This is a genomic window from Pseudomonas sp. MWU12-2020 (assembly GCF_023100605.1).
GTDB lineage: Bacteria > Pseudomonadota > Gammaproteobacteria > Pseudomonadales > Pseudomonadaceae > Aquipseudomonas > Aquipseudomonas fluorescens_H.
Genome location: NZ_JALMEX010000002.1, coordinates 550,715 through 570,576 on the forward strand (window position 1 = coordinate 550,715; position 19,862 = coordinate 570,576).

Annotated in this window: 24 protein-coding genes; 18 read left to right on the plus strand and 6 right to left on the minus strand. The window is 60.2% G+C overall.

Features of this window, described 5'->3' with window-relative positions; all coding sequences use genetic code 11:
* Positions 1–14 precede the first annotated feature (14 nt).
* The 10 genes from M0814_RS06610 to M0814_RS06655 all read left to right on the plus strand — a co-directional run bounded on the left by M0814_RS06610 (position 15) and on the right by M0814_RS06655 (position 8,614).
* Positions 15–1,091 (plus strand): AfsA-related hotdog domain-containing protein, encoded by a 1,077-nt coding sequence (locus M0814_RS06610; protein WP_247868466.1) that lies wholly within the window; start codon positions 15–17, stop codon positions 1,089–1,091.
* Positions 1,088–2,269 (plus strand): tRNA-dihydrouridine synthase, encoded by a 1,182-nt coding sequence (locus tag M0814_RS06615; protein ID WP_103484691.1) that lies wholly within the window; start codon positions 1,088–1,090, stop codon positions 2,267–2,269. Before M0814_RS06610 ends, M0814_RS06615 begins: the two co-directional genes overlap by 4 nt.
* Complete coding sequence (locus M0814_RS06620) at positions 2,266–3,039, plus strand: SDR family NAD(P)-dependent oxidoreductase (protein WP_003223958.1); 774 nt, start codon at positions 2,266–2,268, stop codon at positions 3,037–3,039. Before M0814_RS06615 ends, M0814_RS06620 begins: the two co-directional genes overlap by 4 nt.
* On the plus strand, positions 3,039–3,857 hold the full coding sequence (locus tag M0814_RS06625) for an SDR family NAD(P)-dependent oxidoreductase (protein ID WP_103484690.1): 819 nt from the start codon (positions 3,039–3,041) through the stop codon (positions 3,855–3,857). The genes M0814_RS06620 and M0814_RS06625 overlap by 1 nt, the downstream gene beginning before the upstream one ends.
* A 41-nt stretch (positions 3,858–3,898) precedes the next feature.
* Positions 3,899–4,213 (plus strand): hypothetical protein, encoded by a 315-nt coding sequence (locus tag M0814_RS06630; protein WP_103484689.1) that lies wholly within the window; start codon positions 3,899–3,901, stop codon positions 4,211–4,213.
* Positions 4,214–4,231: 18 nt separating this feature from the next.
* Positions 4,232–5,587, plus strand: coding sequence for a long-chain fatty acid--CoA ligase (locus tag M0814_RS06635; RefSeq protein WP_103484688.1), 1,356 nt, complete (start codon positions 4,232–4,234; stop codon positions 5,585–5,587).
* Positions 5,588–5,623: 36 nt separating this feature from the next.
* Entirely contained in the window at positions 5,624–5,866 is a 243-nt protein-coding gene (locus tag M0814_RS06640; protein WP_003223965.1) for an acyl carrier protein, read from the plus strand.
* Positions 5,863–6,918, plus strand: a complete 1,056-nt coding sequence (locus tag M0814_RS06645; RefSeq protein WP_103484687.1) for a ketoacyl-ACP synthase III — start codon at positions 5,863–5,865, stop codon at positions 6,916–6,918. The genes M0814_RS06640 and M0814_RS06645 overlap by 4 nt, the downstream gene beginning before the upstream one ends.
* A gap of 97 nt (positions 6,919–7,015) precedes the next feature.
* The gene (locus M0814_RS06650; RefSeq protein WP_103484686.1) at positions 7,016–7,639 is read left to right on the plus strand and encodes a hypothetical protein; all 624 of its coding nucleotides are present in this window, start codon (positions 7,016–7,018) and stop codon (positions 7,637–7,639) included.
* A gap of 60 nt (positions 7,640–7,699) precedes the next feature.
* Complete coding sequence (locus tag M0814_RS06655) at positions 7,700–8,614, plus strand: LysR family transcriptional regulator (RefSeq protein ID WP_025111506.1); 915 nt, start codon at positions 7,700–7,702, stop codon at positions 8,612–8,614.
* Here M0814_RS06655 and M0814_RS06660 read toward each other — a convergent pair.
* Together M0814_RS06660 and M0814_RS06665 are read right to left on the minus strand one after the other, a co-directional pair.
* Positions 8,604–9,371, minus strand: coding sequence for a substrate-binding domain-containing protein (locus M0814_RS06660; protein ID WP_103484685.1), 768 nt, complete (start codon positions 9,369–9,371; stop codon positions 8,604–8,606). The genes M0814_RS06655 and M0814_RS06660 overlap by 11 nt on opposite strands.
* Before the next feature lie 12 nt (positions 9,372–9,383).
* Positions 9,384–10,676: an MFS transporter gene (locus tag M0814_RS06665; RefSeq protein ID WP_103484684.1), complete on the minus strand. Its 1,293-nt coding sequence runs from the start codon at positions 10,674–10,676 to the stop codon at positions 9,384–9,386.
* Between the two features lie 473 nt (positions 10,677–11,149).
* On the opposite strand from M0814_RS06665, the gene M0814_RS06670 reads away from it, so the two are divergent.
* Positions 11,150–11,458: an RcnB family protein gene (locus M0814_RS06670; protein WP_003223974.1), complete on the plus strand. Its 309-nt coding sequence runs from the start codon at positions 11,150–11,152 to the stop codon at positions 11,456–11,458.
* Positions 11,459–11,559: 101 nt separating this feature from the next.
* Complete coding sequence (locus M0814_RS06675; RefSeq protein ID WP_103484683.1) at positions 11,560–12,012, plus strand: hypothetical protein; 453 nt, start codon at positions 11,560–11,562, stop codon at positions 12,010–12,012.
* Here M0814_RS06675 and M0814_RS06680 read toward each other — a convergent pair.
* Positions 11,990–13,102 carry a sensor domain-containing diguanylate cyclase gene (locus M0814_RS06680; protein ID WP_103484682.1) on the minus strand — a complete coding sequence of 371 codons (1,113 nt, stop codon included), beginning with the start codon at positions 13,100–13,102 and terminating at the stop codon, positions 11,990–11,992. The genes M0814_RS06675 and M0814_RS06680 overlap by 23 nt on opposite strands.
* Positions 13,103–13,265: 163 nt before the next feature.
* Here M0814_RS06680 and M0814_RS06685 point away from each other — a divergent pair, with 163 nt between their 5' ends.
* Entirely contained in the window at positions 13,266–13,604 is a 339-nt protein-coding gene (locus M0814_RS06685; protein WP_103484681.1) for an FKBP-type peptidyl-prolyl cis-trans isomerase, read from the plus strand.
* 53 nt (positions 13,605–13,657) lie between these two features.
* On the opposite strand, the gene M0814_RS06690 is transcribed toward M0814_RS06685, so the two are convergent.
* The gene (locus tag M0814_RS06690) at positions 13,658–13,969 is read right to left on the minus strand and encodes an XRE family transcriptional regulator (protein ID WP_103484680.1); all 312 of its coding nucleotides are present in this window, start codon (positions 13,967–13,969) and stop codon (positions 13,658–13,660) included.
* A 3-nt stretch (positions 13,970–13,972) separates the two neighbouring features.
* Positions 13,973–14,296: a type II toxin-antitoxin system RelE/ParE family toxin gene (locus tag M0814_RS06695; RefSeq protein ID WP_103484679.1), complete on the minus strand. Its 324-nt coding sequence runs from the start codon at positions 14,294–14,296 to the stop codon at positions 13,973–13,975.
* Positions 14,297–14,585: 289 nt separating this feature from the next.
* Between M0814_RS06695 and M0814_RS06700 the strand changes: the two genes are divergently transcribed.
* Both M0814_RS06700 and dmeF read left to right on the plus strand, forming a co-directional pair.
* Positions 14,586–14,861, plus strand: coding sequence for a metal/formaldehyde-sensitive transcriptional repressor (locus M0814_RS06700; RefSeq protein WP_003223990.1), 276 nt, complete (start codon positions 14,586–14,588; stop codon positions 14,859–14,861).
* Between the two features lie 12 nt (positions 14,862–14,873).
* Positions 14,874–15,803: a CDF family Co(II)/Ni(II) efflux transporter DmeF gene (gene dmeF, locus M0814_RS06705; RefSeq protein ID WP_103484678.1), complete on the plus strand. Its 930-nt coding sequence runs from the start codon at positions 14,874–14,876 to the stop codon at positions 15,801–15,803.
* Here the strand turns inward: dmeF and M0814_RS06710 are convergent.
* Positions 15,800–16,903 (minus strand): cytochrome P450, encoded by a 1,104-nt coding sequence (locus M0814_RS06710; protein ID WP_103484677.1) that lies wholly within the window; start codon positions 16,901–16,903, stop codon positions 15,800–15,802. The two genes, dmeF and M0814_RS06710, sit on opposite strands and share 4 nt — an antisense overlap.
* A gap of 78 nt (positions 16,904–16,981) precedes the next feature.
* On the opposite strand from M0814_RS06710, the gene M0814_RS06715 reads away from it, so the two are divergent.
* The 3 genes from M0814_RS06715 to M0814_RS06725 all read left to right on the plus strand — a co-directional run bounded on the left by M0814_RS06715 (position 16,982) and on the right by M0814_RS06725 (position 19,852).
* Positions 16,982–17,740, plus strand: coding sequence for a metalloregulator ArsR/SmtB family transcription factor (locus M0814_RS06715; protein WP_103484676.1), 759 nt, complete (start codon positions 16,982–16,984; stop codon positions 17,738–17,740).
* A 73-nt stretch (positions 17,741–17,813) separates the two neighbouring features.
* Complete coding sequence (locus M0814_RS06720) at positions 17,814–19,034, plus strand: putative DNA modification/repair radical SAM protein (protein WP_103484675.1); 1,221 nt, start codon at positions 17,814–17,816, stop codon at positions 19,032–19,034.
* Positions 19,031–19,852, plus strand: a complete 822-nt coding sequence (locus M0814_RS06725; RefSeq protein WP_103484674.1) for a TIGR03915 family putative DNA repair protein — start codon at positions 19,031–19,033, stop codon at positions 19,850–19,852. Before M0814_RS06720 ends, M0814_RS06725 begins: the two co-directional genes overlap by 4 nt.
* Positions 19,853–19,862 lie beyond the last annotated feature (10 nt).

Here is a 19,862-nt window from a genome sequence, read left to right on the forward strand (position 1 = left end):
GAGATGAGCTGACCATGATGAATAACGACAGCATTTCCCCCGACCTTCTGCACAAGGGTTCGGCTGACGACGTTTTGATTTGTGCACCGAGAGACGCGCTGCCGCTGTATGTGAACGAAGCACTGATCGAGGCCAATGGGCATAACCCGTTGGTGCGCAATTACGTCGCAGGCGGCAACCAGCAGCGGCGCTTCGAGATTACGCCCGTGCTGCAGAAGAAGAGCCGGATGGACGGCGTCGGTGCCGATGATGAATGGAACCAGGTGCGAGCGCTGCCTTACCAGATCGTCGCCGCGCAACTGGAATCGGCTGAAGCAAGGATCGACAGCCTGGAGTTTGCCGTCGCCGCCCTGTGCGAATCGATCGCGCCGATCCGCCGCGCCAGTTCATTTCGCTTGATCAATAACGCCGACAACTACTTCTTCTATCGCAAGGCGCACGAACATGTGCCGGGGACGATGTTCATCGAAGCGGCGCGTCAGGCGGTCTATCACCATTTGTACCATCACACCGATCATGCACGCGGCGCCGTCACCGTCAGCGTCAATGAGCTGAACGCGAGCTTCTTCGCCTACGCCGAGCTGATGTACCCGATCGAACTGGTGGTCGACAACATGACCCCGAGCGATGCCACGTCGCCGAAGAAAATCCATCTGCGGGTTGCGTTCTATCAGCGCCAGACGCTGTTCGCCACGGTCGATACCAAGGCCACGGTGATCGAAATGCCGCTGTTCGAAAAGACCCGCAATATCTTCATCTACTCCAATGACTGGTTTGCGCCGCTGCAGGCGTCGAAGCTGGCCTGCACGGTCAGCGACCAGCAGGGGCGCAAGGCCCAGGTGCAACTGTTGGGCCTGGGCAAGACCGGTTGCGTAACGACCACGGCGGATCTGCCCGACCCGGTCACTCTGCACATCGTCTACGAAGGCAAGCTGAGTTTCACCGCCAGCATCCGTCGTGCCGGACAGGGCGAGCATGCGTCGTGGGAGTTTGCCGAGGTGGATTTCAGCGGCCTGCAGGTGATCAGCGACATGATCAAGCGCGGCTTTGTTCACCTCGATGAGCCGGCGCTGGCGGCGCTGAAGCAATGAGCAAAGAAAACCCAAGCTTGCAGGCGGCCACCCAGGCGCTGCATTTCGGCGCGCATGCAGTGGCGAAAAACCGACTGTATTTTTCTTCGCTCGGCATGGATCTGTGTGACGAACACGGCTTTCCGCTGCCAGCGTTTTTTTCGGTTTATCAAGCCTTGATGGACGGCGGCGCCGGCTTCGGTTTTCTCGGCAATGCCAGCGTGGACGCCGATGCGCGGTACAACAGCCGCGGTCTGCGCCTGACTTCGGCAGCCCACGCGCAGGCCCTGCGGCCGCTGTTTGAAGCGGCACGGGAGCGTGGTTTTCCGCTGGGGGTGCAATTGCAGCATTACGGGCCGCAGTCTTTGCCGTCGAAGCAAGGGATCATTCTGACGCCCAGCGGTATCGCCTCACCGACGGTGCTCAGCGCCCATCCCCAGGCTCGGGCAGTGGCGATGTCAGAGGCGCAGATTCAGCGCTGCATCGAGCAGTTCTGCGCTGCCGCCCGTTACGCGCAACAGGCCGGCGCCACGCTGATTCAGTTGCAGGCGTCCAACGGCTATTTGATCAGCAGCTTTCTCTCGCCAAAGACCAATCAACGCGAGGACGAATGGGGCGGTACGCCGCTCAAGCGCGCCAGGTTGCTGCTGGCGATTGTCGAAGGCATTCGCCAGGCCACCGACCACAAAGTGGCCGTCACCGTGCGCCTGGGCATGGACGACGGCCTCGGTGAAGAAGGCCAGCACGCGGCGCTGTTGGGTGACGTCGTCGCGGCGCTCGAAGCCAGCGGGGTCGCAGCGATTACCTGCTCGCTGGGTATCAGCGAGACCTTCCGCTTCTTTTTCAAGAACACCGAACAAGCCTTGGCCATGTCGCGGGAGGGCTGCCGCTATCTGAAACGCTTCGTGCGCATTCCGCTGGGGTTTACCGGCTCGGTGGCAGACGTGGCGCAAGCCAACGAAATCATCGCCAGCGGCGATGCCGATTTTGTCGGCTTCGGCCGCGCCATGCTCGCCGACAACCACTTCGTCGCCAAGCAACTGGCGGGGCGAGCGCATCAGGTCAACCGCTGTCGAGGCGATGCCTTTTGTTTTCGCGACAAAAAAGAACCGATGGCCGAGCGCGTCTACTGCTGCGTCAATCCTGACTATCAACGGCCAGAACAACTACAACAGCACTACGAGGAAAACCTGAAATGAACTTCACCGCCAAGATCGCCCTTGTTGTCGGGGGCACACGCGGGATCGGTTTCGATGTCAGCCAGAAACTCATCGAAGCCGGCTGCATCTGCTACATCACCGGCCGCAACGAAGACGACGGCCTGACGGCGCAAAGTCGCCTCGGCGACAACTGCACGTTCATCAAAAGTGACGTCACCGACGAAGCCTCGGTCATCGAGCTGTTCCGCATCATCAATGACAAACACGGCCGACTCGATCTGGCCGTGAACAATGCCGGCGTCACCTCCAGACATGCACCGATCCGCGACATGGATTTCCCTGACTGGAAACGCGTGCTGGAGATCAACCTGCTGGGCCCGCTGCTGTTGCTCAAGCACGAGACCAATCTGATCTCGAAGCATGCGGGTGGCTCGATCGTGAACGTCTCCTCCTGCGCCGGTCTGCTGGGGGTTGCCAGGCAAAGCGCCTATTCCACCAGCAAGGCTGCGCTCAACATGCTGACCCAGGTCTGCGCGATTGAATGCGCTGAAGAGGCTTTGCCTGAGCGGCATTCGATTCGCGTCAACGCCGTGTGCCCGGGCCCGACGCTGGGCGGCATGAACTCCGAGGAACGCCTGAAAGCCAATCCGGAATCCACCAGGCACAAGTTGCAGGTCACGGCGATGAAGCGCTTCGCCAATCCCGGTGAAATCTCTGCCGCGATCCTGTGGCTGCTCAGTGATGCCTCTTCGTTTGTCACTGGCACCGTAATGCCGGTAGACGGCGGCTTCTCCGCCGGTAAATTCTGATGCACACGGTCAAACGCAATCCCGGCGCTGGCTCGCGCGAGAAGGGCAAACACCGGGTGTTCATCACCGGTGTGAGCAGCGGTATCGGCGAGGCGCTGGCGCAGCTGCATCTGCAAAACGGCCATACGGTTTTTGGCACCGCACGGCGTCAGCCCTATGCACTGATGGACCATCCGAATTTCCGTTTTCGGCCGTTCGATCTATCGCGGCCGAGTGAGATGGGCGAGCTGTTCAAGGACAACTTTGCCGAGGTTCTGGAGCAAGGCGTCGACCGGTTTTTCCTCAATGCCGGGGTCAGCGGCAACGTGCCGGGACGTGGCGGTGACTTCACCCTGGACGAGTTGCAGCATGTGCTCAACGTCAATGTGCTGGCCAACAAGGCCATTCTCGATCTGATGTTGTCTTCGGCACAGCGGCCGGCGACCTGCGTGCTGTCGGCCTCGATGGCTGGCGTGCGCTTTCGCGCGGGTACGCTGCCATACAGCCTGTCGAAAGCCGCGCTGGCGGCATTGGCCGGCGTCTACGCCGAAGAAAACCCGGAGATCTTTTTTGCCGTACTCGGCCTGTGCAACGTCGATACCGGTTTGTCGCGGCAGGTGAGTTTCAGCCAGCGCACCGCTGACTTCGCCGACCTCAAGTCGCTGCAACAACGCGCCCTGGCGCCCGGCTACATGGTGTCGCCGGCGCAACGTGCGAAAGACATCCTGGCGGTGATTGACGCGCCCGAAGCTTACGGGATCAAGAGCGGAATCTTCGTCGACATGCGTACGGCGCTGGCCGATCACCAGAAAGCGCACCCGCCATTGTCCCAAGCGTAGTGAACGCAGGGACCTGCATCAGCCAATAAAGGAATGTTGGAATGTTCAATCAAGTCAAAGCGCTGACCGAGTCAGCCGTTCGGCAACAGGATCTGTTGTTGAGCACCCCGATCGATTTGTCCCGTGGGGAAGACAGCCGTCTCTATGGAGTGGACGGCAGCATCGACTCCCTGACCCTGGTTTCGATCATCGTCGATGTCGAGGAAAAACTGCGCAGCCAGCTGGGCGTCGACGTGCGTCTGGCCGATACCACCGACCTGCCCGACACCGCCACACCGTTTGCCACGCTGGGCACGCTGATCGCCTACATCATGGATCGGCTGTCGGCGGCGCAAGCACAAGCTCAAGCGGTTTGATCGAACGACGGGGTGTGTATGCAAGTTGAAGAATTTTTGGCTCATCTGCAAAGCGCCGGCAACCAAGCGGCGATTGTCAGCGATGAGGGGCGCTTTACCTATGATCAGTTGCATCAGCAGATAACCGCCTACGGCGAAGAGCTGGCGGCAAAATCCGTGCGCGATTCGAGTGTGTTGCTGGTCGACAACTACAGCTTCAACAGCGTGTGCATGCTGTTCGCGCTGTGGCTGCACAACAACGTGGTCGCGCTTTCCGTACCCAAGGACGAGGAGCAACTGGCGAATCTGGCGGGCGCTGCGGGGGCACGGTTTTCCGTGATCGGCGGGGCGCCGGAGTTTGCGGTTATCTCTCACGACAACAGTCGGGTGCCGCCGACCGTCGACGGCCTGCTGTCGCGTCGTCAGGCCGGTTTCATCGTGTTTTCCTCAGGTTCGACAGGTCCGGCCAAAGGCGTGGTGCATGCCATTTCGCCGTTCTTCGAGCGCTACCGGAGTGCTGAGCGTTGCGGCGCGATTCTGGCGTTTTTACTGTTCGATCACATCGGCGGTCTGGTCACGGTTCTGCAGGCGCTGGCTACCCACGGCACGTTGATCCTGCCCAAGGAGCGCTCGCCGCAAGAGGTCGGTCGCTGCATCGAATCGTTCAATGTGCAGACCCTGCATGTATCGCCGACGCTGCTCAATCTGGCGACGGTCACCGGCGTCTTCCAGAAGTGGGACACCCGCAGCCTGGAGCGCATCTATTTCGGCTCGGAGCCGAGTTCACCGCAGGCGATCCAGCGCATTGCCAGCCTGCTGCCACAAGTGCAGTTGCAGCAGTTGTACGGGATGTCGGAAATCGGCGTGCTGCCATGTCGCAGCAAGGACGGTGACAGCGCGTGGATGAAGATCGACGACCCGAACTACAGCCTGCGGGTGGTCGACGGCATTTTGCAGGTGCGCGGGGCGACCAACATGCTCGGCTACCTGGCCAGTGCCGGTGACCTGTCGAGCGATGGCTACCTGATCACCCACGATCTGGCCGAGGAACATGCAGGCTACTTTCGGGTGACCGGGCGGGCGGTCGATCTGATCAATGTCGGCGGCAAGAAGGTGTTTCCGTCGCACGTGGAAAGCGTGCTGATGGGCCTGGAAAACGTCTCCGACGTGGTCGTCTACGCGCAGCCGAATCCGCTGCTCGGGCAGATCGTTGCCGCGCGGTTCACGCTGATCGAGCCGGAGGCGCTGGAGGCGTTCAAGGTTCGCTTGTATCAACACGTTCGCGGTGTCCTGGCGCAGGAGCAACTGCCCAGGGTGGTGTCCATTGCCGAGACCCCGCTGTACACCAGCCGTTTCAAGAAAATGCGTCACCCCGGCGTTCTCGCCCAGTCGTGAGACCGGTTTACTCATCACGTTATAAGGAAATGACAAATGGTTGATCTGGTAGAAATGCGCGAAAGCATCGCTAAAATCCTGTCCATCCCGGTGGACAAACTGCACGGTGAGACTCGGCTGGAAAACAGCGAGAACTGGGACTCGATGGCGCGAATCGGCATCGTCGCCATGGTGTTCGAACAGGCCCGCGTGAGCGTGTCGGGCGAGGAGATCGAGCGCGTGATCACGCTGCAGGATCTGTTCGATCTGATCGACGGGAAAATCAAGGACGCCGCATGAGCCTGCTGACCATTGAGGGCGTCGCCATCCGTGCGGTCACGGCGGCACTGCCTGAGCGACGGGTGACCGAGGCGGACTTCGCCGAACTGTTCGGCGCCAAGGAAGTTGAGCGCATCGCGAAAAGCACCGGCATCCATTCGATCCGCGAAACCAAAACCCTGCACACCTCCGATCTGATCATCGCCGCGTGCCGCAACCTGCTCGATCAAGGGCATGCTGCGGCAGAGGAGATCGATGGTTTGATCGTGGTGACCCAAACCCCGGATTCCTGGGTGCCGGGTGTCGGTTTCGTGGTGCAGCAGGCGCTCGGCCTGCCACAGCATTGTCTGGTGCTGAACGTGGCCGCTGGCTGCTCCGGCTACATCAGTGCGCTGGTCCAGGCGGGTGCGCTGATCTCCTCCGGCGCCTGCAAGAAGATCCTGCTGTGCACTGGCGACGTCACCACGCGGATCCTCGACGAGCGCGACCGTCACGTGAAAATGCTGTTTGGCGACGCCGCTTCGGTGACCTTGCTGGAAGCGGGTGAAGGCAAATTCGAATTCATCTGCGGCGCCGACGGCAGCGGCGGTACTGCGCTGCAGTCCGACATTGCCTACGCCAGAGAGGAGGGCAATCCGGTCTGCGCGACTATCCAGCGCTTGCAGATGGACGGCACGGCAGTGATGAACTTTGCCCTGAACCGGGTACCGCAGACCGTCAAGGCCTTGCTCGATGCCAAGGGGTTGAGTCCGGCTACGCTGGACTTGCTGGTGCTGCATCAGGCGAACGAGTTCATGCTCAACTACCTGCGGCGGATGATTGGGGTGGCGCCGGAGAAAATGCCGGTCGACATCGATGGCGTCGGCAACACCAGCTCCACCTCGATTCCGATCGTGTTGTCGCGCCACGCCGCGATGGGTACGCCGCAGGCTGAACACGTTGTGCTGTGCGGTTTCGGCGCCGGGTTGTCGTGGGGCGCGTTGAAGGCGGACCTGCGCCAGACCGTCGCCGTGGCGCCTTGCGATGTGCCGGAAAAAAACGCTCAGGCAGTCAGTGAGCGTTTGCAAGCCTGAATAAAACAATACACGGCAGCTTCGCGGCGATGCCCGCATCCACCCGCAAAGTTGCCGTGCCCGGGTTCAAATCGACTGATCGAACGAGACAGCTGTCATGAGCCGCACCTTTTTCAACGCACTGGGCATCATCGGGCGCAAGGACAATCTGCTATGGGAATATCCTTCGCCGTTTCTTCCGCTGTTCCAGTTTCACGAGCGCCATGAGTCAGGCCCGATTCGTGCGCAACCCGAGGCCATCATCGCCGCAGTTTGCGCGCTGAACATGCGCGATGACCGCGTCGTCGATACGCTGCTGTCCCTGCGCGAACTGCCGGGGAAAATACTGCGCACGTTTGGCGACCGAACAGTGCCGCAGGAACCTGCGCCGTTCGGCTTTGACGCTTTCACCTTGCTCGAACGCACTTCGACTGAAGTGTCTCTAGGCCTGGCCGGACGCTTCTGGCGCCCTGATCTGAAGACCGGTCATATCGCTGACGCTCAAGCATTCAAAGTCCTGGATGACCCACACGTAGCCAAACTGCTGCTGCGTTTTCAGGTCGTCGAACATCCTCAAGGCATGCGTACGCTGCGCACCGAAACCTTCGTGTATTGCGCCACCACGCGCAGCAAAATGCTGTTTACCCCTTACTGGCTGTTGATTCGTCTGGCCAGCGGCTGGATTCGGCGGCGCAACCTTGCTGCCATCCAGCGGCAATTTTCGACGGAACGGGTTGTGTAAAAACCCGCATCAATTGGTTACATTGATAGCCTCTGCGAATCAGTCTCTTCGAGTCCCGCCATGGCCATCAACTTCGACCTCAACGACCTGCAAGCCTTTCGCGCTGTGGTCGAACAGGGCAGTTTCCGCAAGGCCGCCGACACTGTGCGCCTGTCTCAACCGGCCCTGAGCCGACGTATCGAAAAGCTCGAAGACGCCCTCGGTGTAAAACTGTTCGAACGCACCACGCGCAAGGTCAGCCTGACCCAGGCCGGGCGCGGCTTCATGCCCAGCGTCGAGCGTTTGCTCGATGACCTGGACGTGGCGTTGCTGGGCATCAGCGAAGTGGCTTCGACCCGGCTCGGTCATGTCACCGTGGCCTGCGTGCCTTCGGCGGCGTACTACTTCATGCCGCGAGTGGTCGCCCGCTATCACCAGCAATTCCCGCGTATCAAAGTCAAAGTCCTCGACTCCAGTGCCCACGACGTGCTCAGCGCAGTGGTCAACGGCGAGGCGGATTTCGGTTTGAGTTTCATGGGCACCCAGGAGGCCAAAGTCGAATTCGAACCGCTGGTGCAGGAAAGCTACGTGGTCGCCTGTCGTCGCGATCACCCGTTGGCCGGACGCAGCAGCGTGACCTGGGACGAGTTCTATCAGCAGGATTACATTTCGCTCGACAAGACTTCGGGCAACCGTTTTCTGCTCGATCAGGCCTTGAGCGGCGTCGTGCCGCAACGCCCGAGCATCTGCGAAACACGGCATGTGACGACGATGATTGGGCTGGTGGAGGCGGGGCTAGGGGTGGCGGCGGTGCCGCTGATGGCGATGCCCGGGCCGGATCATCCGATCCTGACCCGGGTGCCGCTGACCGATCCGCAGGTGATGCGCAGTGTCGGCATCATCAAGCGCCGGGATCGTACGTTGACCCCGGCAGCACTGGAGCTGGAACGGCTGGTGGTGGAAATGAAAGTCCAGCCGCCAACGATCAGCGCTTGACCGAATCCAGTCCGGTGGCTTGCACGTCAGCCTGGGCGGCAGGTGCGGCGAGGTAGTCGAGCAAGGCCTTGGCCTCTTTTGGATGCTGCGCGCCGACCGGGATGCCGGCGGCGAAGCGGGTCACCGACTGCACCGACTCCGGAATCTTGCCGACAAAACTCACCCCTGGCACCGGCAGCAATTCGCTGACCTGCTGGAAGCCCAGTTGATAATCGCCCGTGGCGACCACCGAACCCACCGGGATTTTCGGGATCATCTTCGCTTTCGGTTTCAGTTGATCCTCGACGCCGAGTTTCTTGAACAGCTCCTTCTCGATGTACACGCCGCTGGCGCTGTCGGAGTAGGCCACCGATTTTGCGTCGAGCAGGGTTTTCTTAAGGCTTTCGACGTTGCTGATGTCCGGCTTCGGCGCGCCTTCACGCACCACCAGACCGATCCGCGAATCCGCCAGTTCGACCCGCGAGGCCGGGTCGACCTTGCCTTGTTTGATCAGGTCATCGAGGGCATAGCCGACCATGATCACCACGTCGGCGTGCTCACCGCGGGCGAGGCGGTTGGGGATCGCTTCCGGGGCTTTGCCCATCGACGGACCGAGCTGGGTATCGAGAGTGTTGCCGGTGGCGGCCGCGAATTTCGGGCCGAGGATTTTGTACGCGGCGGTGAAGCCGCCCGACGTCATCACGTTCAGCTGTTCAGCATGGACCAGGGCGCTGAAAGCGAAGAGGGCGATGGCGCTGAAATTGATCAGTTTTTTCAAGGTGATTGCTCCTTAGGCGGCAACCGGTTGCAAACGGCCGCCTGTGCGGCGATAGAGGTACAACGTGGCGCACAACGCACACAGTGCGCCGACGCTCATCCAGTAACCCGGCGCCGCTTTGTCGCCGGTGTACTGGATCAGGAAGGTCGACATCGCCGGAGTGAAGCCACCGAAAATTGCGGTCGCCAGGCTGTAAGCCAAGGAAAAACCGGCCACCCGCACCTCCACCGGCATGATCTCGGTCAGCGCCGGAATCATCGCGCCGTTGTACATGCCGTAGATGAACGACAGCCACAACAGCGACAGCAACATGTGGCTGAAACTCGGTGCCTGCACCAGATACGACAGCGCCGGATAAGTCGTGGCCAGGGCCAGCAGCGACATGGCGATCAACACCGGACGCCGGCCGATACGGTCGGACAACATGCCGCCAATCGGCAGCCAGAAGAAGTTCGAAACACCCACCAGCAAGGTCACCAGCAGCGCATCGGACGTGCTCAGGTGCAGCACGGTTTTGCCGAACGTCGGCGCGTACACGGTGATCAGGTAGAAGGCGGTGGTGGTCAGCGCGACCATCAGCATGCCGCCGAGCACCACCACCCAGTTCTGGCCGAGGGTGCGGAACACTTCGCCCATGCTCGGACGGTGTTTGCGCGCGGCGAACTCTTCGGTTTCCGCCAGGTTACGGCGCAGCAGGAAGATGAACGGCACGATCATGCAGCCGACGAAAAACGGAATCCGCCAGCCCCAATCGGCCACCACGCTCGGCGCCATCCACGCGTTCAGCGCATAGCCCAACGCCGCAGCCACAATGATCGCCACTTGCTGACTGGCCGACTGCCAAGCCGTGAAAAAGCCCTTGCGGCCGGGCGTGGCGATTTCCGACAAGTACACCGAAACACCGCCCAATTCCGCACCGGCGGAGAAGCCTTGCAACAGCCGTCCGATCAACACCAGCGCGGGAGCGAACAGACCAATGGTTTCGTATCCGGGCACCAGCACGATCAGGATCGTACCGCTGGCCATGATCGACAGGGTGACGATCAGACCTTTGCGGCGACCGACATCATCGATGTACGCGCCGAGCACAATCGCCCCCAGCGGACGCATCAGAAAGCCTGCGCCGAACACGGCAAAGGTCATCATCAGGGAAGCGAACTCACTGCTCGCCGGGAAGAACACCGCCGCGATCTGCGTGGCGTAGAAGCCGAACAGAAAGAAGTCGAACTGTTCGAGGAAGTTGCCCGAGGTCACCCGGAAAATGGCGCCGGCCCGCGAGCCGCCTTGTGGGATTGAGGCTGTCATAGAAAAGAACTCCACCGCTTTTATGACGTGCGCGACGTGGAAGCGGCGCACGGTTGTTATTGCGGCGGATGGTCGCGCAGGTGTTACAGGATGTTAATTGCATTGTTGGCATGGATTGATGTGCAGAGCGGATCAATCCCCTGAAACACCACCAGGCTCTGCGGGAGCGGGGTCGAGCACAAATCTTGTCAGCACCACCAAACCTGTAGGAGTGAGCCTGCTCGCGATGACTTTTGTTCAGGCGATGAAGACGCTGAATGTACCGGCCCCTTCGCGAGCAAGCCCGCTCCCACGGTTTCGCGGGTCGATCACAAATCCTGTTTCATCTCGGACCCGGTGGGAGCTGACTTGCCAGCGATGACGATCTGCCGGCCAACTACAATCCCCCAACCAGCCCAGGCAAAAAAACAAGGAATGATTCCCTGACTCAGCAGTCGGAGTACAGGCAAAACCCATCTGAAGGAGGTTCACCGATGAACAGCAAAACCCTAATCGCCAGCCTGGCCCTCGTCGCCGGCATTGCCGGGATCAGCCCACTTGTTCAAGCGGCGCAAACCTCAAGCGAACAAGCTGTCCAGTCGCCGACCAGCGACCGTGAGTTGAAGGTCAACGACCGGGCACCAGACATTTATCAGCGCAGCGACAAAGCATTGAAAAACTGGAAACAGAAAGGCCTGAAAGCCCCGGTCGATCAGGCGCAGTGGGTGCAGATCAACGACAAGTACGTGATGGTCATGATCACCAACGGCACCATCGTTGAGATGCAGCCTGTCGAGCGTTAAGCGCTTCGGCAACAATTGGCCATGGACGGTCGATTGCATTCGGGCGCCATTCGGGTAAAACGCGAAGGGCGTTTCGAGTGACTGGATGTCAGGAGCAATCGTTGGAAAAGAAACCGCTTTATCGCAAAGTAAATACCACCGCCCATAACGTCTGGCGCAACAATCAGGGCAGTCACTATCGGTATGAGCGTAATACCAAAGCCGAGAAACGTAGCGAGGCGACGCGGGGTTCGATGCATGGGATCAAGCATCACGGCTACGATTACACGCCATTATTTCGCTTTCTGTTATCTCGTGTCGGAGGTAATTGGGATGAGATTTACAGCGAAGCGGTTGCGCGCGTTGATCGCCCGGAGCCAGTGTTCTGGATGGTGTCTATCCATGAAGACGATCGCGAGGAGGTCGTGCGACTGGGTGAGTCGAGCTACTTCAATGGCCTGTACGTCGATGAACAAAAGCGCCTGCAAATCGTCAATCCGGATTTGAGGGCCGAAGAGATGAAGCCTCATTGCCAATGTTGCACCCACACTTTCAATGGCGTTGTGTTTGGTTAGCCTCCTGACTGAGCGGCTCCGGTCGACCGTGACTTAACACCTTCCCACCCCCCAAACGATACTGATTATTCCCACTGCGCTTGGCCTCATACATCGCCAGATCGGCAATGTGCAGCAGCCGATCCATGGTTGGCGCATGGTCCGGAAACACCGCGACCCCAAGGCTGGTACCGACATGGCGCTGGTCGTTGCCGATGCTGATCGGTGGGGACAGTTCGATGAAAATTTTCTGACAGATGCTGCGGGCTTCGTCCTGCAGGTTGAGGCTCGGGGCCAGGCCTTGCAGGATTACCACGAATTCGTCGCCGCCAATCCGCGCGACGGTGTCGGTGGCGCGCAGGATGCGTTTCAGACGAGTCGCAGTGGTGATCAGCACGCGGTCGCCGGCGGCATGACCGTAGTGGTCGTTGATCGCCTTGAAACCGTTGAGATCGATAAACACCAGTGCTACCCGGGTCAGGCTGCGGCGCGCCTGTTCCAGTGCTTCGGATAAACGCTCTTCGAGCACCAGACGATTGGGCAGACCGGTCAACGGGTCGAAGTGGGCGAGGTGCTGGAGGTAACTCGCCGAGGCTTTCTCCTCGGTAATGTCGCGCACCACGCCCATCATTTTGATGACGGCGTCGTGGTCGTTGCGCACCACATTACCAGTCTCGCGCAGCCATCGAATCGTGCCGTCGGGCCAGACCACGCGGTATTCCTCATCGTGGTTTTCACCGGTCTCCAGGCAACGCAATTCACCGTCGCGCACTCTGACGCGGTCGTCCGGGTGCACGCAGGAGCAGAACAGCGCATAAGACGGCGTGATCTCGCCGATCTTGAACCCGAACATGCCATAGATCGCGTCTGACCAGTACAGCCGATCGGTGTCGACTTCCCAATCCCAAGTGCCGATCCGCGCAAAATATTGGCTGCGTTTGAAACGCTCGGCGTCACCGTCCTGGTGGATGTTCTGCCGTTCGGCGGCGCGGGTCAGCAGCTCGCGGTATTCGTCCAGTTGCTTGCGCAAACCGCGCGCTCGCCAGATCAAGACGACGATCAATCCAATCATGACAACGCCAAGGGCAAGGCTGATCCAGAGGTAAGTCATTCGGGAACTGCCAGCATGAAGAATCGATCCGTGAAGTAATGGCGGTTGGCTATCTTAATGGGTTGTCAGTCACTTCGGATACAGCGCCAATTTTCGTCAATGAGTTGCGAACAGCCGACATTTCTGGGAAAACGGCGGCCAGCTGAACAATAGAGTGAATGTCATGAATGATGAACTGCAGGTAATCGATCTTCAGGTGGGCGAGGGCAAGGCTGCCGTCAAAGGCGCGCTCATCACCACCCACTACACCGGCTGGCTGGAAGACGGCATTGAGTTCGACTCTTCCCACAGCCGAGGCAAACCATTCCAGTGCGTGATTGGCACGGGCCGGGTGATCAAGGGTTGGGATCAGGGGCTGATGGGGATGCAAGTGGGCGGCAAGCGCAAACTGCTGGTGCCGGCGCATCTGGGCTATGGCGAGCGAACGATGGGCAAGATTCCGCCACATTCGAATCTGGTGTTCGAGATTGAGTTGTTGGAGGTTTTGACGCGGGAGGATTGAGGCGGATGTAATAACGACACCGCCTCTCGTAGCCCTAAGTGTCCGAGCTGCGTTCAAGCCCAGTGCAGTGGTGGGGCCAAGGGGAAGCAGATGTCTACTTCCAGTTTCGCTGCGGCGGACAGATTGACCAGCGCATCCAGAGAAAATTTGTCGATTTTCCCGTTGAGCACATCATTGAGGCGTGGCTGAGTAATTCCCAAGCGCTTGGCGGCATCCTTCTGGGGAAGCTCCCAGGTACGGATTGTCTCGCAAAGTGTGCGCATTAGTTTGGCCCGCAGGCGCATGTTGGCGGCGTCCTGCGGCGTGTCTTCCAGTGCGTCCCAGACGCTTGAGAAATGCTGGGAAGGGTGATGATGATCCTTCATGGCTTAACCTATTTCCTGGTATCTGGCGCGTGCCAGTTCGATATCTCGCGTTTCAGTTTTGCGATTGGTCTTTTGCATGGCGTGCAGCACATAAATCGCGTCAGGCCGGTTGACCACGTAAAACACTCGAAACGCTCCTGAGTCTTCGGTGATTCTGATTTCATTGACGCCCCGTCCTACGGTTTTCATGGGGCGCCAATCAAAAGGCTCGTCGCCCTGTTGCAAGAGATCCAATTGAAATCCCGCAGCTCTGCGAGCATCCAAAGGAAAAGCTCTCAGATCCTTGAGCGCACTTCCGACAAACACCACATCCTTGTGTCTTGGCATCGACTTCTCCTGTGTTGGAAGGAGAAGCGTAATAGCTCCGACGGAAACGTGTTGCGGCGGTGTGTTGCAAATAATCGCAGAAGTCACCTATCAGCAGGCTATATCGAAACCGATATAAATCAAGCTTGATTTTCTTTATCTGATATCCGGTATCGCCTTCACCAATTGGCTCCCACAGGGGATTGAGGCCGCTTTCAGCATCCCGTTCATCCCTTGAATGCTCACCGAACTTGCGATTGCCCAAGCCATCGGCGAACATGCACGCCATATAGGGGTAGGGGGTATAGGTATGTCGCACATTCATGAACATAAAGACGAACTGCTGAACCGCGTGCGGCGCATTGCCGGGCAGGTGCAGGCCGTTGAAAAAGCGCTGGAGGGCGATGCCGATTGCGCCAAGACCTTGCACCTGGTGGCGGCAATTCGTGGGGCGGTCAACGGTTTGATGGAGCAGTTCATCGAGGCCCACACCCGTGAACATGTGGCGCATCCCGACCTCACCGACGAACAGCGTGCCCAGGGCGCCGAAGATCTGCTGCAAGCCATCCGCCGTTATTCCAAATAGAGCACCAGCATCATGAACCTGACCCCAAGCGCTGACCGTTTCAGCCACGATCACCAGTTTCTCGGCGCGTCCCACGATGAAAACGCCCGCCGCACCTTGTGGGTGGTGGCGCTGACGTTTGTGATGATGATCGGCGAGATCGCCGCCGGTTACCTCACCGGCTCCATGGCTTTGCTGGCCGACGGTTTTCACATGGCAACGCATGCCGGCGCGTTGGGCATCGCCGCCGCAGCGTATGGTTTCGCCCGGCGCAACGCCAACAACCGTCGTTACAGTTTCGGCACCGGTAAGGTCGGCGATCTGGCCGGTTTTGCCTCGGCGATGGTGCTGGGTCTGGTGTCGCTGGGCATTGCCGGCGAGTCGATTTCTCGATTGTTCGAACCGACCACTGTGGCGTTTGGCGAAGCAACCGTGATCGCGATTGTCGGGTTGGGCGTAAACGTCCTCAGCGCCTTCCTGCTGATGGGCCATCATGGCCATGACCACGGCCATCAGCATGACCAAGGCAACGATCATCACCACCATCACGACAACAACCTGCGCTCGGCCTACGTCCATGTACTGGCCGATGCCCTGACCTCGGTGCTGGCGATTGCCGCGTTGCTGGCCGGGCGCTACCTCGGTTGGGTGTGGCTGGATCCGGTGATGGGTATTGTCGGCTCGATTGTCATCGCGAAATGGGCCTACAACCTGATGCGCGACAGCGCCGCGGTGCTGCTCGACACCACCGACGAACCGGTGGCTGCGGAGATCCGCGAGCTGCTGGAAACCTCGGACGATGTGCGCATCAGCGATCTGCATGTCTGGCAGTTCGGCCCGCAGGCGCGGGCGGCGATTGTCAGTGTGGTCGCGGCGGCGGGCGTGACGGCGGAGGCTATTCGCGAACGGCTGGCGTCGGTGCATGAGCTGTCGCACCTGACCATCGAGCTGCGCAACGCTTAAGGCTGCACCGCGCTGAACAGTGGAATCCGCCCATTGAGGGATGGGCGGTAATGCCACGTCAGTTGTTGCAGATTCACACCCTGATCAAGGATTTCTCTGACAGTCGCAGCGGCAATGCTCAACGCCAGCGTCTGCCCCGGACACAGATGCCGCCCGCTGCCAAAGCTGAAACTGCGCCGGTCAGGACGATCCAGCAGAAACCGCTCGGGCTCTGCATTCAACAAAGGATCGCGGTTGGCCGAGGCCAGCAGCACCAGAATCACCTCACCGGCCTCCAGCCGCACGCCGTCGATCTCGCAAGTCTGCGCGACAAAGCGACGGGTGTTCTGCACCGGCGGATCAAAGCGCTGAACCTCGGCCAACAGTGCGTCCACTGAAGCATCGCGCAATTCGGGCTGACGTCGCAGCGCAATCAGCGCATTGCCGATCAACCCGGCAGTCGCTTCAAACGTCTGCGAACAGAGACCGATCAGATTGGCGATCAGGGTTTCTTCGTCTCCTGCAAATCGCTGCTCGATAGCCTTGAGAAAAACGCTATCGGCTTCGGCCAGCAACTCGATGAAATAGCCGTGCAATTGCTCCGCCGCCGCATGCGCCGCCGCCAGTTGCAGGTCATTGCTCAGCGGCGACAGGCAGGCGACGAAAGCCGCGGTCAGCTCGCTAATGGCGCGGCCCTGCGCCGGGGTGAAGCCGAGCAGCGCCGCGACCACGCACACCGGGCCGCGAAACATTGCCTTATATAAGCCATCGGCGTCCGCCGTCATCAATCGCGCCGCCACCAGCGTGCGTACCAGATTGTCATCGATCAATTGCAGCGCCGGTTCCACCGCAGAGCGTGGGCAGCGCTGACGTTCGCCATCGTTCATCCGCATCAACTGTCCGAAGACCTTGCCGGCCATCCCCGAGGCAATCGCCTTTGGCACCGGTTCCAGCAGCGGTCGCACCCGACAGTCGGCATGCGTCAGCACTGCGCTCACCGCGCGGGCGCTGCTGGCGACCCACAGTTTCAATCCATGATCAAAGGTCAGTCCGCCCTCGGCGCGCAGTTTGGCGTAGTAGGGATAGGGATCGGCATGCGTCGCAGCGATGATCGGGTCCATGGTTCACAGCCTTGTCGTCGGGAAAGTGATGCGAGTATCTTCAGTTCGCAGCGACGACGATTCGTCGGGGAGCGAAATATGCACGCAGAACATCAAGACATCGGCGTCTCGCAGGTGGCCGCCGCTATTGCCGAACCGGCACGCACGAAAATCCTCTGCTCGCTGATGGACGGCCACGCCCGCACCAGCACGGAATTGGCCGCCGTCGCCGAGGTCAGCGCCTCCACCGCCAGTGCGCACCTGGCCAAGCTCAAGGATCTGGCCCTGGTGCGCTTGCATGTGCAGGGCCGCCATCGCTATTACAGCCTCGCCGATCAGCGCGTGGCCCAGGCGCTGGAAGCGTTGATGGTGATCGGCCAGAACGCCGCGCCGATCTTCAAACCGCATACCCCGGATCGCCTGCAATTCGCTCGTAGCTGCTACGACCACATGGCCGGGACGCTCGCGGTGTTGCTGCACGACCGTATGCTTGAGGCGGGGTGGCTGGTGGAAACCGATGAGCGGGCTTATCGCTTGAGCGACAGTGGCGAGGCGTTGTTTGCGAGCTTGGGGATTGAGGTGCAGGACTTGAGCACCTTGCGCCGCAAGTTTGCCTGCCCGTGCCTGGACTGGAGCATGCGCCGGCCGCATCTGGGCGGTTCGCTGGGGGCGGCGTTGTTGCAAATGGTGCTGAAACGCAAGTGGGTGACGCAGGATCTGGACAGTCGGGCGCTGGCACTGACCGTGGCGGGGCGAAAGGAAATGGGCCTGCGGTTTGGTCTTGAGTTGCCATTAGACGCGCAGAGCAAAAGATCGCAGCCTCCGGCAGTTCCTACAGGTAACCGCGCACCTTTGTAGGATCCTGTATTTGCACCTTGTGCCAATCCAATAGACTCGATACTGTACGCATAACCAGTATCGAGTCTTCGCCATGCAACTCATCGACAAGCTCAGCATTCTCGCCGACGCCGCCAAGTACGACGCCTCCTGCGCCAGCAGCGGTGCGCCCAAGCGCAGCTCCGAGGGCAAGAGCGGGTTGGGCTCGACCGACGGCATGGGCATCTGCCACAGCTATACGCCTGACGGCCGTTGCGTATCGTTGCTGAAAATTCTCCTGACCAACTTCTGTCTCTACGACTGCCAGTACTGCGTCAACCGCCGCTCCAGCGATGTGCCGCGTGCACGCTTCACCCCCGAGGAAGTGGTGACGTTGACCATGGATTTCTACCGACGCAACTGCGTCAGCGGACTGTTTCTCAGCTCGGGGATCATCCGCTCGGCGGACTACACCATGGAGCAACTGGTGCGTGTGGCGAAGCTGCTGCGCGAAGAGCATGAATTTCGCGGCTACATTCACCTGAAGACCATTCCCGAGGCCGATCCGGCATTGATCGAGGAGGCCGGACGGTACGCCGATCGCCTCAGCGTCAATATCGAACTGCCTACCGATGAGAGCCTGCAAACCCTGGCCCCGGAGAAGCACATCGGCTCGATCAAGCAGGCGATGCACACCATCTACACCGGCGAGCAGACCGTGCTCAACGAGCCGCGCTCGGCGAAGTTCGCCCCGGCCGGGCAGAGTACGCAGATGATCGTCGGCGCCGATGACACCGACGACAGCACGATCCTGCATGGCGCCCAGGCCTTGTACGGCAATTTCCGCCTGCGCCGGGTTTACTATTCGGCATTCAGCCCGATTCCCGACAGCCCGAAAAGCGTGCCATTGGCCGCGCCACCGCTGATGCGCGAGCATCGTTTGTATCAGGCCGACTTCCTCTTGCGCAGTTACGGCTACAGCGCCGATGAGCTGCTCAAAGGCCCGGGTAATCTGGCGCTGGATATCGATCCGAAGCTGGCCTGGGCACTGCAGAATCGCGAAGTGTTTCCGCTGGATCTGAATCGCGCCGAACCGGCGTTGATCGCGCGCATTCCCGGCATCGGCCTGCGCACCACCGAACGCTTGGTGCAATTGCGCCAGCAACGGCGCATCCGCTATGAAGACGTGGCGCGCATGCGCTGTGTGCTGGCCAAAGCCAAGCCGTTCATCATCACCAGCGACTACCACCCACAACAGGCCGAAGTCACCAGCCAGATGCTCTACCAGCAATTGCGCGACCGGCCGCAGCCGCAGCAGATGGGGTTGTGGGGATGATCAATCTCGATTGCGACGACCTGTTCGACACCTGGCGCCAGCAGGCGCGCTGGCTGCTCAGCCATGAAGTTGACCCGAGTCTGGTGAGTTGGGCATCGGAAGGGGTGAGCGATCTGTTTGCCAGTGACGTACATGTGCCGGAGGGGCAGGGGCCGTTTCAGGCACGCATCCCCCGTGCATTGCTCGACACCCTGGAACAAGCTGCACGCTACCGGGGCGACCAGCGCTGGAGTCTGTTGTATGAAGTGCTGTGGCGAGTCAGCCATGGTGATCGCACGGCGATGATGGCTGGCGACAAGCTCGGCAGCGAGTTGCAGCGGCGGATCAAGCAAGTGCAGCGCGAAGCCCACCATTTGCATGCGTTCGTGCGTTTCATCGAACGCCCGCAGGATCAGCCAGGCCCGCAATATGTGGCGTGGCACGAACCAGTCCACGACATCCTGCACAGTGCCAGCGAGCATTTCATCGGACGCATGGGCCGCCACCGCTGGTTGATCGCCACGCCGCGTGACGGGGTTTATTACGATGGCGAGCGACTGATCCATCAGCGCCAATGCCCGGTGGAATGGCAGCAACTGGCGCAGAACATTGATGACCCGCACGGCGAGTTGTGGCTGACGTACTACAGCCACATCTTCAACCCGGCGCGGTTGAACGAGAAAGTCATGCAGGGGCACTTGCCGGTGCGATTCTGGAAGAATCTGCCGGAAGGGGAGTTGATTCCCGGGCTGATTACCCAGGCGCGCACAGGCAAGCAACAGAATGGTCAGGCCAGCGGGATAGCCGCGCGGGGCGGGAAGCGGATTGCCTTGAAATAGAAAATCAAAA

What these genes read in the sequence shown, in the direction of transcription:
- M0814_RS06610 (WP_247868466.1), top strand. Translation starts at nt 15, where the DNA reads ATGATGAATAACGACAGCATTTCCCCCGACCTTCTGCACAAGGGTTCG.
- M0814_RS06615 (WP_103484691.1), top strand. Translation starts at nt 1,088, where the DNA reads ATGAGCAAAGAAAACCCAAGCTTGCAGGCGGCCACCCAGGCGCTGCAT.
- M0814_RS06620 (WP_003223958.1), top strand. Translation starts at nt 2,266, where the DNA reads ATGAACTTCACCGCCAAGATCGCCCTTGTTGTCGGGGGCACACGCGGG.
- M0814_RS06625 (WP_103484690.1), top strand. Translation starts at nt 3,039, where the DNA reads ATGCACACGGTCAAACGCAATCCCGGCGCTGGCTCGCGCGAGAAGGGC.
- M0814_RS06630 (WP_103484689.1), top strand. Translation starts at nt 3,899, where the DNA reads ATGTTCAATCAAGTCAAAGCGCTGACCGAGTCAGCCGTTCGGCAACAG.
- M0814_RS06635 (WP_103484688.1), top strand. Translation starts at nt 4,232, where the DNA reads ATGCAAGTTGAAGAATTTTTGGCTCATCTGCAAAGCGCCGGCAACCAA.
- M0814_RS06640 (WP_003223965.1), top strand. Translation starts at nt 5,624, where the DNA reads ATGGTTGATCTGGTAGAAATGCGCGAAAGCATCGCTAAAATCCTGTCC.
- M0814_RS06645 (WP_103484687.1), top strand. Translation starts at nt 5,863, where the DNA reads ATGAGCCTGCTGACCATTGAGGGCGTCGCCATCCGTGCGGTCACGGCG.
- M0814_RS06650 (WP_103484686.1), top strand. Translation starts at nt 7,016, where the DNA reads ATGAGCCGCACCTTTTTCAACGCACTGGGCATCATCGGGCGCAAGGAC.
- M0814_RS06655 (WP_025111506.1), top strand. Translation starts at nt 7,700, where the DNA reads ATGGCCATCAACTTCGACCTCAACGACCTGCAAGCCTTTCGCGCTGTG.
- M0814_RS06665 (WP_103484684.1), bottom strand. Translation starts at nt 10,676, where the DNA reads ATGACAGCCTCAATCCCACAAGGCGGCTCGCGGGCCGGCGCCATTTTC.
- M0814_RS06670 (WP_003223974.1), top strand. Translation starts at nt 11,150, where the DNA reads ATGAACAGCAAAACCCTAATCGCCAGCCTGGCCCTCGTCGCCGGCATT.
- M0814_RS06680 (WP_103484682.1), bottom strand. Translation starts at nt 13,102, where the DNA reads ATGACTTACCTCTGGATCAGCCTTGCCCTTGGCGTTGTCATGATTGGA.
- M0814_RS06685 (WP_103484681.1), top strand. Translation starts at nt 13,266, where the DNA reads ATGAATGATGAACTGCAGGTAATCGATCTTCAGGTGGGCGAGGGCAAG.
- M0814_RS06690 (WP_103484680.1), bottom strand. Translation starts at nt 13,969, where the DNA reads ATGAAGGATCATCATCACCCTTCCCAGCATTTCTCAAGCGTCTGGGAC.
- M0814_RS06695 (WP_103484679.1), bottom strand. Translation starts at nt 14,296, where the DNA reads ATGCCAAGACACAAGGATGTGGTGTTTGTCGGAAGTGCGCTCAAGGAT.
- M0814_RS06700 (WP_003223990.1), top strand. Translation starts at nt 14,586, where the DNA reads ATGTCGCACATTCATGAACATAAAGACGAACTGCTGAACCGCGTGCGG.
- dmeF (WP_103484678.1), top strand. Translation starts at nt 14,874, where the DNA reads ATGAACCTGACCCCAAGCGCTGACCGTTTCAGCCACGATCACCAGTTT.
- M0814_RS06710 (WP_103484677.1), bottom strand. Translation starts at nt 16,903, where the DNA reads ATGGACCCGATCATCGCTGCGACGCATGCCGATCCCTATCCCTACTAC.
- M0814_RS06715 (WP_103484676.1), top strand. Translation starts at nt 16,982, where the DNA reads ATGCACGCAGAACATCAAGACATCGGCGTCTCGCAGGTGGCCGCCGCT.
- M0814_RS06720 (WP_103484675.1), top strand. Translation starts at nt 17,814, where the DNA reads ATGCAACTCATCGACAAGCTCAGCATTCTCGCCGACGCCGCCAAGTAC.
- M0814_RS06725 (WP_103484674.1), top strand. Translation starts at nt 19,031, where the DNA reads ATGATCAATCTCGATTGCGACGACCTGTTCGACACCTGGCGCCAGCAG.